This window comes from Sphingomonas sp., from assembly GCF_048595155.1.
GTDB lineage: Bacteria > Pseudomonadota > Alphaproteobacteria > Sphingomonadales > Sphingomonadaceae > Sphingomonas_I.
On record NZ_JBMDXN010000110.1, the window covers coordinates 1 to 14,377 of the forward strand.

12 protein-coding genes are annotated in these 14,377 nt (G+C 64.8%); 7 read left to right on the forward strand and 5 right to left on the reverse strand.

Features of this window, described 5'->3' with window-relative positions; translation table 11 throughout:
* The 5 genes from ACOJSI_RS17440 to ACOJSI_RS17460 all read left to right on the forward strand — a co-directional run.
* The coding region (locus tag ACOJSI_RS17440) for a TonB-dependent receptor (protein WP_420139582.1) at positions 1-1,131 on the forward strand (1,131 nt) is incomplete at its 5' end.
* An 11-nt stretch (positions 1,132-1,142) separates the two neighbouring features.
* A complete protein-coding gene (locus ACOJSI_RS17445; protein WP_420139583.1) occupies positions 1,143-2,225 on the forward strand; it encodes an NAD(P)-dependent alcohol dehydrogenase in 1,083 nt (360 codons plus the stop codon).
* Positions 2,222-3,157 (forward strand): alpha/beta hydrolase fold domain-containing protein, encoded by a 936-nt coding sequence (locus ACOJSI_RS17450; protein ID WP_420139584.1) that lies wholly within the window; start codon positions 2,222-2,224, stop codon positions 3,155-3,157. The genes ACOJSI_RS17445 and ACOJSI_RS17450 overlap by 4 nt, the downstream gene beginning before the upstream one ends.
* 172 nt (positions 3,158-3,329) lie before the next feature.
* Positions 3,330-3,671, forward strand: a complete 342-nt coding sequence (gene secG, locus ACOJSI_RS17455; RefSeq protein WP_420139585.1) for a preprotein translocase subunit SecG — start codon at positions 3,330-3,332, stop codon at positions 3,669-3,671.
* Positions 3,672-3,741: 70 nt separating this feature from the next.
* Positions 3,742-5,376 (forward strand): CTP synthase, encoded by a 1,635-nt coding sequence (locus ACOJSI_RS17460; protein WP_420139586.1) that lies wholly within the window; start codon positions 3,742-3,744, stop codon positions 5,374-5,376.
* A gap of 17 nt (positions 5,377-5,393) precedes the next feature.
* Here the strand turns inward: ACOJSI_RS17460 and ACOJSI_RS17465 are convergent, their stop codons facing one another.
* Positions 5,394-6,356, reverse strand: coding sequence for a serine hydrolase domain-containing protein (locus ACOJSI_RS17465; RefSeq protein WP_420139587.1), 963 nt, complete (start codon positions 6,354-6,356; stop codon positions 5,394-5,396).
* 160 nt (positions 6,357-6,516) lie between these two features.
* Positions 6,517-6,663 (reverse strand): hypothetical protein, encoded by a 147-nt coding sequence (locus ACOJSI_RS17470; protein WP_420139588.1) that lies wholly within the window; start codon positions 6,661-6,663, stop codon positions 6,517-6,519.
* Between the two features lie 117 nt (positions 6,664-6,780).
* Between ACOJSI_RS17470 and ACOJSI_RS17475 the strand changes: the two genes are divergently transcribed.
* Both ACOJSI_RS17475 and ACOJSI_RS17480 read left to right on the forward strand, forming a co-directional pair.
* The gene (locus tag ACOJSI_RS17475; protein ID WP_420139589.1) at positions 6,781-7,548 is read left to right on the forward strand and encodes a histidine phosphatase family protein; all 768 of its coding nucleotides are present in this window, start codon (positions 6,781-6,783) and stop codon (positions 7,546-7,548) included.
* Positions 7,545-8,417 carry an NAD(P)H-hydrate dehydratase gene (locus tag ACOJSI_RS17480; RefSeq protein WP_420139590.1) on the forward strand — a complete coding sequence of 291 codons (873 nt, stop codon included), beginning with the start codon at positions 7,545-7,547 and terminating at the stop codon, positions 8,415-8,417. Before ACOJSI_RS17475 ends, ACOJSI_RS17480 begins: the two co-directional genes overlap by 4 nt.
* Before the next feature lie 28 nt (positions 8,418-8,445).
* Here ACOJSI_RS17480 and ACOJSI_RS17485 read toward each other — a convergent pair whose 3' ends face one another.
* The 3 genes from ACOJSI_RS17485 to ACOJSI_RS17495 are packed head-to-tail and all read right to left on the reverse strand — an operon-like array spanning position 8,446 to position 13,938.
* Positions 8,446-9,540: an aldose epimerase family protein gene (locus ACOJSI_RS17485; RefSeq protein ID WP_420139591.1), complete on the reverse strand. Its 1,095-nt coding sequence runs from the start codon at positions 9,538-9,540 to the stop codon at positions 8,446-8,448.
* 35 nt (positions 9,541-9,575) lie between these two features.
* Positions 9,576-12,059: a glycoside hydrolase family 9 protein gene (locus ACOJSI_RS17490; protein WP_420139592.1), complete on the reverse strand. Its 2,484-nt coding sequence runs from the start codon at positions 12,057-12,059 to the stop codon at positions 9,576-9,578.
* Between the two features lie 31 nt (positions 12,060-12,090).
* A complete protein-coding gene (locus tag ACOJSI_RS17495) occupies positions 12,091-13,938 on the reverse strand; it encodes a glycoside hydrolase family 2 protein (protein WP_420139593.1) in 1,848 nt (615 codons plus the stop codon).
* Between the last annotated feature and the right edge of the window lie 439 nt (positions 13,939-14,377).

Sequence of the window (14,377 nt, forward strand, 5' to 3'; positions counted from 1 at the left end):
GAGGGTCAGGTGCAGGTGGATGGACCCAACCGGCTGGAAACCGAGAATTATGCCGGGTTCGGGCAGATCGACTATCGGCCGTTCGACTGGCTGGGACTCACCGTCGGCGGCCGCTACACCCGTGAGAAGAAACAGTTTGAAGGCGGACAGCAGGAGCTGAACGGCTTCAATTACAAACTGTTCGGCTGTTCCGATGCCAACGGTAATATCACGCCCAACGGGCCGTTCCCGCTGGCGCCGGTCACCTGCCAGACGGGCCTCGGCTATCCCGATCCCAACAATCCGGTGCGGGTCTATGTGCCAGGCGTAAATCACAAGAAGTTCAGCGACTTCTCACCCAAATTCGGCGTGCAACTGCACCCAAATGACGATGTGATGATCTATGGCAGCTGGTCGCGCGGCTACAAGACGGGCGGATGGACCACCCGGCTGACCAACCCGCAAGGCAATGTTGCGCCTGATTTCAACGAGGAGAAAGCGAGTACCTGGGAAGCGGGCGTCAAGTCGACCTTGTTCGACCACAAATTGCAGCTGAACGCGGCCGCCTTCTCGACTGATTACAAGGATATCCAGCTTAACATTCAGATCGGGACCTCGCCCACCATCGCCAATGCGGGCAATGCGCGCATCCGCGGTTTCGAACTGGAAGCGATTGCCGCACCGGCACGTGGGCTGACGATCAATGCTTCGCTGGGCTATATCGACGCCGTTTATACCAGCGTCTCGGCCGCCGCCGCCGCCGTCGGCGGGCCCAGCCCCTTCCAGGCCGGCACGATCGTCGGTTCGTCCCTGCCCAAGACGCCGAAGTGGAAGACGAGCGTCTCGCCACGGTACGAGACCCACATCGGCAATGGCGGGTCGCTCATCTTCCTGGCCGATTGGAGTCATGCGAGCAGCGTGTGGAACGACACCCAGCGTACCTATTTGCTCCGGCGTGGGGCTGTCGATCTGCTCAACGCCAGCATCGCCTATCAGGAACCGGGGGATCATTGGACGCTGACGATCGGCGCCACCAATCTGACGAACGACCGCTACCTCACCTCGGGCGGGTCGAACATCGCGGACGGCACCTTCTTCGGCACCTATAATCGCCCGCGTGAATGGTATGCGCGCTTCGGCTTCAAGTTCTAAGGTCGCGCGGCATGGATATCCAGGCTGCCGTCGTCGAGACGGCGGGCGGCGCATTCCGCATCGAGACGCTTCGGATCGATCCGCCCGGCGGTGATCAGCTATTGGTGCGGATCGTCGCGTGCGGCGTGTGCCATACCGATATGGTGATGCGCGACGGCGCCGCACCGGTGCCGTTCCCCGCCGTCTTCGGGCATGAGGGTGCGGGCGTGGTGGAATCGGTAGGACCGGGGGTCATCGGGCTTGCTCCGGGCGATCATGTGCTCATCAGCTTCGACAGCTGTGGCATGTGCCCGGCCTGCCACGATCACGAGCCCGGTTATTGCCCGGAATTCGTCCCGCGCAACTTCCTGGGGACATTGGCACCGGACCAGGGCGGGCTGTGGCGCGGCGCGCATCGCGTCGGCAGCAACATCTTCGGCCAATCAGCCTTCGCGACCCGGGCCTTGGCCCACCAGCGTAACGTGCAGAAGGTGGATCCCGATCTGCCGCTGCATCTGCTGGCGCCACTTGGCTGCGGCATCCAGACCGGCGCCGGGACCGTACTGGCGACGCTCAAGGTCCGCCCGGGCCAGTCGATTGCGATACTGGGGGCCGGGGCGGTCGGGCTTGCGGCTGTGATGGCGGCGAAGATCTCGGGCGCGAACCGGATCGCGCTGCTGGATCGTCACACGCACCGGCTCGATCTTGGACGCGAATTGGGTGCCACCGAAACGGCGACGAGCCTCGACATGCTTGCTGGGCCGTTCGACTATATCATCGATACAACTGGCGTGCCTGCGTTGCTGGGTCCCGCGGTCGGCCTGCTTGCTGGCCGTGGGACACTGGCGCTGGCCGGGGTCTATCCGCCCGATCCTAAAGTGCCGGTGGATGCGTCGGCCATGATGAGCATGGGCCGCCGCATTATCGGCGTCGTCGAGGGCGGCATCGATCCGCAGCGCTTCATTCCCGAGTTGATCGATCATTATCGTGCCGGCCGACTGCCGATGGAAAAGCTCGTGCGCACCTATCCCTTCACCGAGATCGAGCAGGCGGTGCTGGATTCCGAGACCGGCGCGGTGATCAAGCCGGTCCTGCTGATGGAGCAAAGCGCATGAGTGCGGCAATGCCGCGCGCGGATGTCGCCGGCTTTCTCGCCTTCATCCAGGAGAGTGCCGCACCGCCGCTCTCGACCCTGCCGGTCGAGGCGGCACGGCTGGTGATGCGGGCGAATTGTGCCGTGGCCGATGCGCCGCCACTGCCGCTGGCGCGCATCCGGGATTGCCTGATGCCGGGTCCCGGCGGCGCGATCCCCGCGCGGCTCTATGATCGCCGCCACGATCGCACGGCCGGCCCGCTTATCCTTTTCTTCCATGGCGGCGGCTTCGTCATGGGCGACCTCGATACGCATCACAGCTTCTGTACGTGGCTGGCGGATACGCTCGACATGCCGCTGCTGGCAGTCGGATATCGCCTGGCGCCGGAAAGTCCTTTTCCTGCGGCGGTTGACGATGCAGAGGCGGCCGCCCGCTGGGCCGCGCAATCGCCGGACCTGTTCGGCTTCGAGGTGACGGGGCTCATCCCCTGCGGCGACAGTGCCGGCGGCAATCTGGCGATCGTCACCACCCAGCAGCTCGCGCTCCGGCCTGCAGCCGTTCCGGTAAAGGCATGCTGGGCGCTGTATCCTTATGTCGGCGGCGGCACCGATTGGCCCTCCTATCGCGCGTTCGGTGAAGGCTTCTTTCTCGGGGCGGATGACATGGCTTGGTTCGATCGTCAGTATTGCGCGCCGCCGGGCGACCCGCGCCACGACTGTCTGGATGGACCGATCCCGCCGGTGCCACTGCTGCTGCATACTGCGGGGCTGGATCCGTTGCGGGACGCCGCTCACGCCTATGCCGATCGCGTTGAGGCGGCGGGAGGTCCTGTCTATCGGTTAGAGGCTGGAGGCATGATCCACGGCTTCATCAATTTCCGGCAGGCGCTTCCTTCGCTCCATGCCGATTTCGCCGCCTTCGCTGATGCCGCCAGGGGGATGTTGAACGCATAAAGGCGGTAACCAATGGGTGTTGTCGCTTCTGTCTGCGTCCTGCATGGACAACGGGCAGTCGGCGCCCGGTTCAGCCTCTACCAGGATGTCGTTTGGAGCGACCCGACATCCCGATGACCTTGCGCTGCACTCGATTGCCCTTTGTGATGCATTCCGCTAACGGGGCGCGCTTATGTTGACCTTCCTTCTCGTCGTCCATGCCATCGTCGCCGCTTCGCTCGTGGCTGTCATTCTCATGCAGCGCTCGGAAGGGGGCGGCCTGGCCTCCAGCGGTAGCCCGGCAGGGCTGATGAGCGCACGTGGCGCGGCGGATTTCCTCACGCGGACGACCGCGATTCTGGCGACCATTTTCGTGGTTCTGTCGATCGGCCTGGCGGTGCTGGTAACCATGTCCAAGAGCCCGACCCGGATCGACACCAGCCTTGCACGCAGCCCGGCGCCTGTGTCGACCCCGGCTACACCTGCGCCGACCCCGGCGCCCGCCGACAACAACACCGTTCCGCTCGCTCAATAATCATTTCGGCACGGCAGCGGCAAATCGCCGCTTGCCCATTTGGGGTTCGGGCCGCTAAGCCTTTTCTCCCATGGCGCGGTTCATCTTCATAACCGGCGGCGTGGTCTCCTCGCTTGGCAAGGGCCTTATGGCGGCGTCGCTCGCGGCGCTCTTGCAAGCGCGTGGATACCGCGTGCGCATTCGGAAATTCGATCCTTATCTCAACGTCGATCCGGGCACGATGAGCCCGTATCAGCATGGGGAGGTCTACGTCACCGACGATGGGGCGGAGACCGATCTCGATCTTGGCCACTATGAGCGATTCACCGGCGTACCGTCGCGGCAGAGCGACAACATCACGTCCGGCAGGATCAATCAGTCGATCATCCAGCGCGAGCGGCGCGGCGACTATCTTGGCGCCACGGTCCAGGTGATCCCGCACGTAACCGACGCGATCAAGGAATTTGCCCGCGCGGAAACCGACGACCTGGATTTCGTGCTGTGCGAGATTGGCGGCACCGTCGGCGATATCGAAAGCCTGCCCTTCATGGAGGCGATCCGCCAGCTGCGGAACGATCTTGGTCGCGACAATACCTGCTTCGTCCACCTGACGCTTGTGCCTTACATTGCGGCCGCGGGCGAGCTGAAGACCAAGCCGACCCAGCATAGCGTGCGCGATCTGACGAGCCTGGGCATCCAGCCGGACGTGCTGGTGTGCCGCTGCGAGCGCGATCTGCCGGAGAGCGAGCGCGCCAAGATCGCCTTGTTCTGCAACGTTCCGCTGACAGCCGTCATCCCGGCCCTCGATGCGCCGAACATCTATGCAGTGCCGATCCAATATAGCGCCGCCGGGCTGGATGCGGCCGTGCTGCGGGCCTTCAACCTCGAACCTGGCAGCCCCCCCGATCTCACGCGCTGGCATGACATTGTCGACCGGCTCGAGAATCCGGAAGGGGAGGTCACCATCGGCGTCGTCGGCAAATATGTCGGTCTGCCGGATGCCTATAAGAGCTTGCACGAGGCACTGGTTCATGGCGGCATCGCCAATCGCGTGAAGGTCAACGTCCGCTGGCTGGATGCGGAGTTGTTCGAGCAGGACCAGCAAGAAATTGCGGCCAAGCTGGAGCCGATGAACGCCATCCTGGTACCCGGCGGCTTCGGCGAGCGTGGCAGCGAAGGCAAGATTTCGAGCGTCGCCTTCGCCCGCGAGCGCAAAGTGCCGTATTTCGGCATTTGCCTAGGCATGCAGATGGCCTGCATCGAAGGTGCACGGAATACGGCCGGGATCGAAAAGGCCTCCACGACGGAGTTCGGCGCGACCGATGAGCCCGTCGTCGGCATGATCACCGAATGGATGAGCGCCGAGGGGCTGCAGAAGCGTGAGCAGGGTGGCGATCTGGGCGGCACGATGCGGCTGGGCGCCTATGACGCGCGCCTGGCCGGCAACAGTCATGCCGCCAATATCTATGGCGGCACCGATATCTCGGAGCGCCACCGCCATCGCTACGAGGTCAATGTCCATTATCGCGAGGCCTTGGAAAAAGGCGGTCTCGTTTTCTCCGGCATGTCGCCCGATGGCGAACTTCCCGAGATCGTGGAGCGCCCCGATCATCCCTGGTTCGTCGGCGTGCAATTCCATCCAGAGCTGAAGTCGAAGCCGTTCGATCCGCACCCTCTGTTCGCGAGCTTCATCGAAGCCGCGATCAAGCAGAGCCGGCTGGTCTAGGCCGGCCGCGACTCCGGCTAGGCGCGCAACACCGCGCGCAGCATCGGCTCCAAGATCGTCTCGGCACCCTGTTCGGTATTGGCGAGCAGGGCGAGATCGATCCGCGCGTCCGGAAAATGGAACAGCCAGGCGTCGAACCCCGGCGCCTCGCCCCGCTGCCAGAAGGCGCGGTGCCCCAGGATCCGACCGCTTTCCAACCCCCAGCCAAGGCGATGCCGTTCGACGATCGACGCGAGTTCAGGGCCGGGCGTGCCTTCGCGCGACCCGTTCGTCATCAGGTCGACTGCGGCATGCGTCAGCAGCCGACCGTTCAACAACGCTCGGTTCCACAACAGCAGATCACCTGCTGTCGCGTGCAGGCCGGTGCCGATCTCGGCTACCGTCTCGAAAGCGTGCGCGCGCCCGGCGGTGAGCCGATAGCCTGTCGCGCGTCGGGGCAGAAAGCCTTCGGCATCCGCCAACACGCTTTGCGTCATACCGGCGGCAAGCAACAGGTTGGTGGTTGCGAATTGCGCGAAGCTCTCGCCCGCTACGTGCGTCACGATCTGCTCCAGCCGGTCGTAGCAATCGCGGCCGCCGTGCAGCAGGTCCTGCACGCTTGTCCCTGCAAGGCCGTCTTCGGCTCCGCCAAACCGGATAGCTCGGTCGGTCAGCCGCATTCTGTTGCCTTCCACCAGCAGCAGGATGGCGGCAGCGATGAACTGGCGCAGGCAGCTCCCGACGGGACAGCTATGGTCGACCGTCAGGGTCAAATCCTGTTCGAGATCGGCAGAGCCGATCGCAACGGCGGAAGGGCTTCGGATCGGGAGGCGGAACGCCGCCACCAGGCCCGCGCTATAGCCCCCCGCGACTGCGGTCTCCGCGATGGTGGCGGCGGTGTCGTGAAGCGGCATCCGTTCGCCCGCGGCGTGATCCGATCCGGTCCACCACCCCATCGCCGATGCGGTTCGCTGGAACAAGGTGCGGCCCGTATCGCGCATGGCATCGTCCCCCTCGACATACTGTCGTGCACGAGATGACAAAACCAAGCTGAATGATCAATTACACGTGTAGTCGTTTCGGACCGGTTCGATATCCGGCGTTGCCCCGGGAGGACAGCGCCGGATGATCAGCCGTGCCGCGCGGGGGGGCATCAGGATCTTACGGTCCTTCGATCAGGGGATTTCCGCCGGCGCCATCGATCACCGGATCGGTGGGAATGGGCGGAATGGGGTCTGTCGGGGTGGGGACCGGATCGTCGATCGGTACGTCGGTCGGGATATCCGGGCTTGGGGGTTGGCTGGCCATCACGTCTCTCCTTCACCCCTTCAACGCGCAGTTTGCCGCTTCTGTCCCTCGCGCACGCGGATCTCCATGAAAAGAAACCTTATTGGGACCAGCGGGGTTGGAATGGGCGGAGGCGGAATGATGTCGCAACGGTGGCCCGAGCGTTTATGGCTGGTCCGGCACGGGCAAAGTGCGGGCAATGTGGCGCGGGATGCCGCTCTGCGGGATGAATTGCATCGTATCACCCTCGACGGGCGCGACGTCGACGTGCCGCTCAGTCCGTTGGGCCTCCGCCAGGCGGACGCGCTCGGCGCATGGTTTGCCCGTCAGCCAGAGGCCGATCGCCCCGATGTGCTGCTCTCGTCTCCTTATAAGCGCACGCTGCAGACCGCCGCCCTGTTTCGCGATGCTGGCGGTACGGCCGGGGATGATCCGATCTGTCCCGACGAACGGTTGCGGGAGAAGGAATTCGGCATCCTCGATGGTCTGACGTCCACCGGCATCGCCCAAACCTACCCGGAGCAAGCGGAATTCCGCCGGCTGCTGGGCAAGTTCTACCATCGCCCGCCGGGCGGTGAGAGCTGGTGCGACGTCATCCTGCGGTTGCGTTCCGTCCTTGACACGGTGTCGCTCCATTATGCCGAGCGCCGGGTCATGATCATCTGCCATCAGGTCGTGATCCTCTGCCTGCGCTACATCCTGGAAAAGCTGGATGAAGAGGCGATCCTGCGCATCGATCGCACGGCCAACGTCGGCAATTGCAGCGTGACCGAATATCGCTTCGATCCTGCGGCCGGACGGAGCGGCGGACTCGTCCTGGCGCGCTACAATGACATGCTTCCGCTTGCCGACGCGCAGATGCCCCGGACCGAAGCGCCCGATCCGGTCGTGGCGGCGCGCGGATGACGCGTCTCGACCTGGCCTGGCGGACCGCCAATCCCTTGCCGCGGCGCGAGGATGGGGCCGACAAGAATGCGCGGGGACGCGTCTTTGCCGCCGGTGGCAGCCGCCGCGTGCCCGGCGCCCTGGCACTGACCGCCCAGGCCGCACTGCGGGTGGGTGCGGGCAAGGTCCGCATGGGCACGATCGAGGCGGCCGCAATCCCGCTTGGCCTTGTCATGCCCGAAGCCGGCGTGGTCGCCTTGCCGGAGGGCGCGGATGGCGAGCTCGGCGCGGATGCCGCGGCCGGCATCAACGAGCAGCTGGAGAGCTGTGACGCGTTTATCTTCGGTCCGGGGATGGGCGGGCGATCGGATGTCGACAGGTTAACCCGTCAAGTGATCGCTACACCGCGCGCGGCGCTCACGATCGTTCTCGATGCGGCACCGCTCGCCTGTGCGGCCGGGCTGGAGACCCTGATCGCCGCGCATCAGGGTCGGGTCGTCCTGACGCCGCATCACGGCGAATTGGCTTATTTGACCGGCGAGGAGGAGCGCGCGATCGGGGACGACCCCGAACGTGCCGCGCGCGCGGCGGCGGATCGGTTCGGGGCGGTGGTCGTGCTGAAGAATGCCCGTACCATCATCGCCGCGCCCGATGGCACCATGCTGGTGCATGACAGCGACGCGCCCGGCCTGGCGACCGGGGGATCGGGCGATGTGCTGGCAGGGGTGATCGGCGGCCTGCTGGCACGCGGGATGGCGCCGGTCGCGGCGGCCGGGTGGGGCGTATGGCTGCACGGCGCGGCAGGCCGGGCCGCGGCCGAGGCGATCGGGCCGATCGGCTTCCTCGCCCGCGATCTGCTGCCGCACCTGCCGCGCCTGCTGGCGATGTAACGCGGTCGGCGCGTCAGCGTTCGAGCGTTCAATTGTGCAGCCGATCGACGGGCGTCACGAATTTATAGATCGTGGTCGATCGGAACACCTGGCCGGGGCGCAAGACGGTGGTCGGCCATTCGGGATGATTGGGGCTGTCGGGCAGGTGCTGGGTTTCCAGCGCGAAGCCGCCATAGCGCACATAGGGCCGCCCGCTCGGGCCGGAATCCTTGCCGTTCAGATGATTGGCGGTGAAGACCTGCATCGACGGCTCGGTCGTATAGACCTCCATCATGCGGCCGGACGTCGGCTCGGTCACGCGCGCCACGAAGGCGGGCGTCGGGCGGGGTGCGTCCGCCAGGACATAAGGCGTGTCGTAACCACCCCGGCCTGCCGCCCGCAGCGTATCGATGCCGTCGCGCATCACGCGGGGGCTCCGCAAATCGAACGGGCCGGCCACCTCCACGATCCGGCCGGTCGGAAGCGCGAGGCCATCCGTCTCGGCGATGCTGCGGGCGTTGATCTGGATGATGTGCCCACCGACGTCGCCAGCGCCTTCACCGGCCAGATTGAAGTAGGAATGGTTGGTCAGGTTCAGCACGGTCGGCTTGGTCGTGGTTGCCCGATAGTCAATGCGCAGCTCGTTATTCTCGGTCAGCGTATAGGTCATCCGCACCCTGAGCGTGCCGGGAAAACCCTGGTCGCCATCCGGGCTGGTCAGCGACAGAACGGCCCCGTGATTGATGCCGAGCCGTTTCATCGACACGCGCCAGAAGCGCATATTGTAGCCGGGCGGCCCGCCATGGAGCAGGTGCGGCCCGGCATTGGGCGTGAAGCTGTAGGTCTTGCCGTCGAGCGTGAAGCGGGCATTGCCGATGCGGTTGGCGAACCGCCCGATCGGCGATCCGAAGCCATAGCCGCCGTTCAGCGCCTCATATTCGCCGGCGCTGCGGAAACCCAGGGCGACGTTGGCCGATTTGCCGAGCCGATCCGGCGTGTCGATCTCCGTGATCAGGCCGCCATAATCGGTGAAGCGCACGACGAGGCCGTTCTTGTTGGTCAGCGTATAAAGATGCGCGGCGTGCCCGTCCTTGGTGCGGCCGAAGCTGACGCGCCCCGCCTGCGCGGCGGGGGCAATCGCCAAGATGAGCGCTATCGTCGCGGTCGATCGCCAGAACTTCAATGGTGTTTTCCCTTATAAAGCTGGTTCACGGCCAGTACGAGGAACATGTAATTGGTCTCGCCACCGCCCAGGACATATTCCGTCTGTTGCCAGAAATAGGGCCAGACTTTCAATTCCGGCAGATCCGGGCGGATGAGGGCCGTGCCGGAAATCACGCCGCCCGGAATGTAGCTCCAATCGGCGCGATTGACCCCGTATGCCGTGGTCGCGGAGTGGGCGCCGACGCCGGAGGCAAAGGAGGCGTTATTCTCGCCCGGGTGCACGCCCAGCACGAAGTTCAGCGCGTTCACGAAATTGGCCACCGGCACCAGATCGGGCCAGCCCTTGTGCAGCATCCACTGCTTCACGCCGAATTCCTGAATGGTCCACCCAGCGCCCCAGATATCCGGCTTGTACGGCACGCCATAAGGCGAGTCCGTCCGCGCGCTCGTCGCAAGCTGGGCCTGGTAGGCGGCGACGGCGGCCCGCACATCGCGCTTGAAGCCAGCGTCCGGCACTTTGTCGATCACCGACGCGATGGCCCAGCCGGCTTTATCGATCTGCGCCACGATGTCCGGCTTCATCGCGATCAGCCGATCCATATAGCTGTGGTCGCCGGTGGTCAGGTAAAGCTCGGAGAGGGCGAAGGCCTTGGCCTCGACGCTGGTGGCGCGATCGATCGCCTTGCCGGCGACATTCCGCGCCGCCGCCAGCGTCTCGGCGGCGAGCTTGGCGTCGCGGCTCCTCATCACGCGGGCGACGGTCGCGAGCTGGCCCGCCACCTCGATCTCGCGGTTGGGATTATCTTCGGTGAAGACCAGCCGATCGTCGGACCGGATCGGCACGCTCTGGAAGTAATTGCCCAGGCCCGGGACGGGCTTGCCCACGATATTGTCGGTGGAGTTCGCGGCATCGCCGAGCAGGGTATATTGCTGCAGCGTCGCATCCTGGATGCCGCGATACAGGCGACCCAGCGCACGATAGCCTCCCATCACCGACAGCAGCCCATGTTCCACCTGCTGAACCGCGTCATTCTTGCCGTCGGGCTGATGAATCAGCACCAGCTTCTTCGTCTCGTCGATCGTCGTGGCGTCATAGTCGAGGCCGAATTCCTCGATCATCTTCGCCAACAGCCAGGTCGTACCCATCTGGCTCTCGACCCGCAGATCATAATCGCCCGCATCATGCCAGCCGCCGGCATCGAGGCCCGGCACATGTTCGAGCGGCTTATATTTGGTCAGCGTCGACGGGCCCTGCGCATAGCCATCGAAATGGTTGAGATTGACCGGCGCCATCAGTGCATCGTCGAGATGATCGAGCCCGTGCCAGATGCGGTAATTCTCCCGCACCAGCATGTGGCACATCTGAACCGGCAGGAAATATTCCAGCGTCGGCTGCCAGGCGTTACGATCATAGACATCGTCGCCGATCTTGAAGGGCTGGCTGGTCTTGTCGCGGTAGGTGATGACGTACATGCCGGGCGCCGTGACGTCGGAGAAGTCCCAGGTACGGTAGCCGTACCGCAGGAAGCGCCCCCAGGCGGCGGGCGTGCCGGTCTTCACTTCCTCCCTGCCTCCCGGCGTCAGCCGGTACAGGTGCGCGCTGTCGGCGCCGGTATCGGCCGGATCCTGTTCGATCACCAATTGCTTGGGCTGGTGGCTGGTATAGCCGAGCTGCGATACTTGCAGCACGGGCGAATATGTCCAGCCGCGAACGACGTTCGGCGTCACGACCCATTCGATCGCGCCTTTGGTGGCGCCGACCGGCACCAGCCCGCGCACGATGAACCAGGCGTTGTTGAGATTGCCGCGCCCGTCGATCAGGCTGAGAGTTCCGGTCTCGCTGCGGATGGTGAGGCGCTGCCTGTCGCTATCCGGTGCCACGACCAGCGTGCGGCCCGTACCCAGCGGCGCCGCAATCTGATCGCCCCCGGCATCCGCCGTCATCGGGCCGTTCGCCTGGCGCGGGAAAATGCCCGATTGCTGGTCGAGCAGCCAGCTCTTGCCGAACAGATCGCCCGGGAACAGCTCCAGGTTGAAGCCGACCTTGCCGACATATTTGGCCGGCAGCGGCGTATCGAGATCGACGCGGATGCGGAAGCTGTCGCCCTCCAGCGGCGTGACGCTGACGGTGTAGCCGAGCTTCAGGTCCGGATAGACGATCGGGTTGAAGCCGGTCCGATCCTTGGCGGGATCCGGGAAAGACAGCCGACGCGACACGGTCTGCGTCCTTTCATCCACAACACGCTCACCCGTGGCCGGCATGGGCGACCATTGGCCGGGCGACGCCTCCAATCGCAAATCGCCATTGGCGGCGACGCGTACGCCGTGCTGGATGATGGTGACGCCGGTCTGGTGGCCATCCGGATAATAATCGCTGAACGACATCACGTTCAGCCCAGGTTCGGCGAAATAGCCCTGATCGTTGAGCTTCAGATTGGGGGCTGCCCCGGCCGAACCCGCCAAGGCCGTTACGCACAGCAACATCATCGTCTTACGCACGCTCACTCCCCTCGATCGCCCGTCGGATCTTCTAATTGGCCGCCCCCGCAGCCTTCTTCGCATAATAATCGGCGAGCACGCCGAAGGCCTGTTTGCGCTGTCCGGTCGGGGAGATCAGGCCCTTGCGGTTCCAGCCGCTTTCGAACACGGGGTGCTGGCGCCGCGGCGAGCGGAAGTCCTTCAGCACCCAGGGGCTCATGCCCACCAGGGTCGGGATCTTGTCCGCCATCTTCAGCGTCTGGCGGAAATATGCGGCCTGATAATCTTCCGATTCCTTGCGCATGGTGACGGGATCATGGAAGCCCGCCAGCGCATCGGCGCCGAGTTCGGAGAAGACCAACGGCTTGTCCGCCGGCACCCGCCAGGTGATGCCCGGCACATCGGCCAGCGTATCGGCCGTGTACCAGCCATTATAGGTGTTGATCGCCACCACATCGACATGGCTGACGAGCGGATCGTTCAGCACCATCTCCGCATGACCATCCCGTGTCGTGCGATCGTTAAGCAGGGCGGCCGAGACCAGGCGGGTGGGATCGAGCCGGTGGGCATCGTCGGCAAGCGTTTCGAGGAAATGGGTACGCGGGGCGCTGACCGGCGTTTCGTTGGCGACCGACCAGATGATGATCGACGCGCGGTTGCGATCGCGTTCGATCTCTTCGGCGAGCATGGTGCGCGCCTTGGCCAGCACCGCATCATTGTCGAACGCCACCCGCCAGTAGATCGGGATCTCGCTCCAGACGAGCAGGCCGATCCTGTCCGCCTCCCGCGTCATCACCTCCGAATGCGGGTAATGGGCGAGACGCACATAATTGCCGTGCAGGCCGTCCTTCACGAGCGCGAGCAGATCGTGCGCGGCCTGCGGCGTGATCGTGCGGCTGGGGTTGGCGCCCATCTCTTCCTCATGCACCGAAATGCCGCGCAGATAGATCGGCTTGCCGTTGAGCAGGATCTGCGCGCCCTTCACCGCGGTGGTGCGGAAGCCGACCTGATCGGTGAGCGTGTCGCTGCCGCTCGTGACGGAGACGGTGTAGAGTTTCGGCGTCTCCGGCGACCAGCGCTGCAATTGGGAGGGCACGCCGATCGAGCCCGACCATGTGCCATTGGCATTGGTCTTGCCGCCGATCGTGGCGTGCAGTTCGGGAATGCGTACGGTGATCGGCTGGGACGCGGCCTTGGGGCCGTTCAACTGGGCGTCCGCGCTGATCCGCCCGTCCGGCGTCAGCCGCACCCACATCGTGTCGACGAAGGTGGCGGGCGTCTCGATCAGCCGCACGCTGCGGGTGATGCCGCCGTAATTTTCCCAATCGGTGACGGATGGGGGGATGGTCGTCTCGCTGGCCTGCGAATCCGCCGCAACCACTAGGCGATTTTCGCCTGGGCGCAGCACGCCGGTAACCTCGATTGCGAAGGTCGTGAAGCCGCCTTCATGGGCGCCGACCTTCTTGCCGTTGAGCCAGACGGTCGCGCGGTAATTGACCGCACCGAAGCGCAGGAACTGGCGCTTGCCCGCGGTCGGGTGCGCGTCGAATTTGCGCTCATACCAGACCAGCCCCTGATAATGGCGCATCTCCGGTGCGTGCGTCAGCCAGGAGGAGGGCAAAGTCGCGACGGGCGACTGATCCATATCATATTCGTAAAGCGCGGTCGGATCGGCCTTCATCGCCGCCTCGACATCCACGTCGGCGTAGCGGCGGCTGCTGGGGCCGGGCTCGCCGCCATGGAAGCCGGCTTCGCCGTCGCGATAGGGATCGACCGAATAATGCCAGGCGCCGTCGAGGCTGATCGCGGGGCGGAGATCGCCCGCCGCCAAGGTCGCGGCATGGCCCGCGCCGGCGAGGGAGAGGAGGACGGCGGCCAGCCCGATCGAACCCTTGCGCATCACAATCTCCCGCTCCGCGGCTCGATACGGCGCGCTTGATCCGCCTGTATCGGGGCGGGAGGGGCAATGCAATTTCGGCGGAAGGAGCTGTTGGGGAGGGTGGCGCGTGTCCGCCGGCGGGCGGGGTGCGGACCCGGCCGCAGGAAGGGGAAAACGAAAAAACACCAGAAACGAACTTAATGATTTGTGCGCCGCAGCATCAGGTGTCGTCATAGATCTGCGCCGTGGTTATATCCAACGCACCATCGTACGCTATATGCGTACGATGGTCAAGGGCACCCGTGGCCCGCTGTGCCTTGGCGGCTGAGCACTATGAACACACATTAGACGTTGGCACCTATGACCGCTTTGCGCCCCAAAAACTGTCATTCCAACCTCAAAGGCGCGATCCCGAAGGCCGCTGTTCATTCAGGCGGCAAGAGGAAGGCAGGATTTGAGA

Excerpts from the sequence above, each read along its gene's own strand:
- ACOJSI_RS17445 (WP_420139583.1), top strand. The coding sequence starts at position 1,143 with ATGGATATCCAGGCTGCCGTCGTCGAGACGGCGGGCGGCGCATTCCGC.
- ACOJSI_RS17450 (WP_420139584.1), top strand. The coding sequence starts at position 2,222 with ATGAGTGCGGCAATGCCGCGCGCGGATGTCGCCGGCTTTCTCGCCTTC.
- secG (WP_420139585.1), top strand. The coding sequence starts at position 3,330 with ATGTTGACCTTCCTTCTCGTCGTCCATGCCATCGTCGCCGCTTCGCTC.
- ACOJSI_RS17460 (WP_420139586.1), top strand. The coding sequence starts at position 3,742 with ATGGCGCGGTTCATCTTCATAACCGGCGGCGTGGTCTCCTCGCTTGGC.
- ACOJSI_RS17465 (WP_420139587.1), bottom strand. The coding sequence starts at position 6,356 with ATGCGCGATACGGGCCGCACCTTGTTCCAGCGAACCGCATCGGCGATG.
- ACOJSI_RS17470 (WP_420139588.1), bottom strand. The coding sequence starts at position 6,663 with ATGGCCAGCCAACCCCCAAGCCCGGATATCCCGACCGACGTACCGATC.
- ACOJSI_RS17475 (WP_420139589.1), top strand. The coding sequence starts at position 6,781 with ATGATGTCGCAACGGTGGCCCGAGCGTTTATGGCTGGTCCGGCACGGG.
- ACOJSI_RS17480 (WP_420139590.1), top strand. The coding sequence starts at position 7,545 with ATGACGCGTCTCGACCTGGCCTGGCGGACCGCCAATCCCTTGCCGCGG.
- ACOJSI_RS17495 (WP_420139593.1), bottom strand. The coding sequence starts at position 13,938 with ATGCGCAAGGGTTCGATCGGGCTGGCCGCCGTCCTCCTCTCCCTCGCC.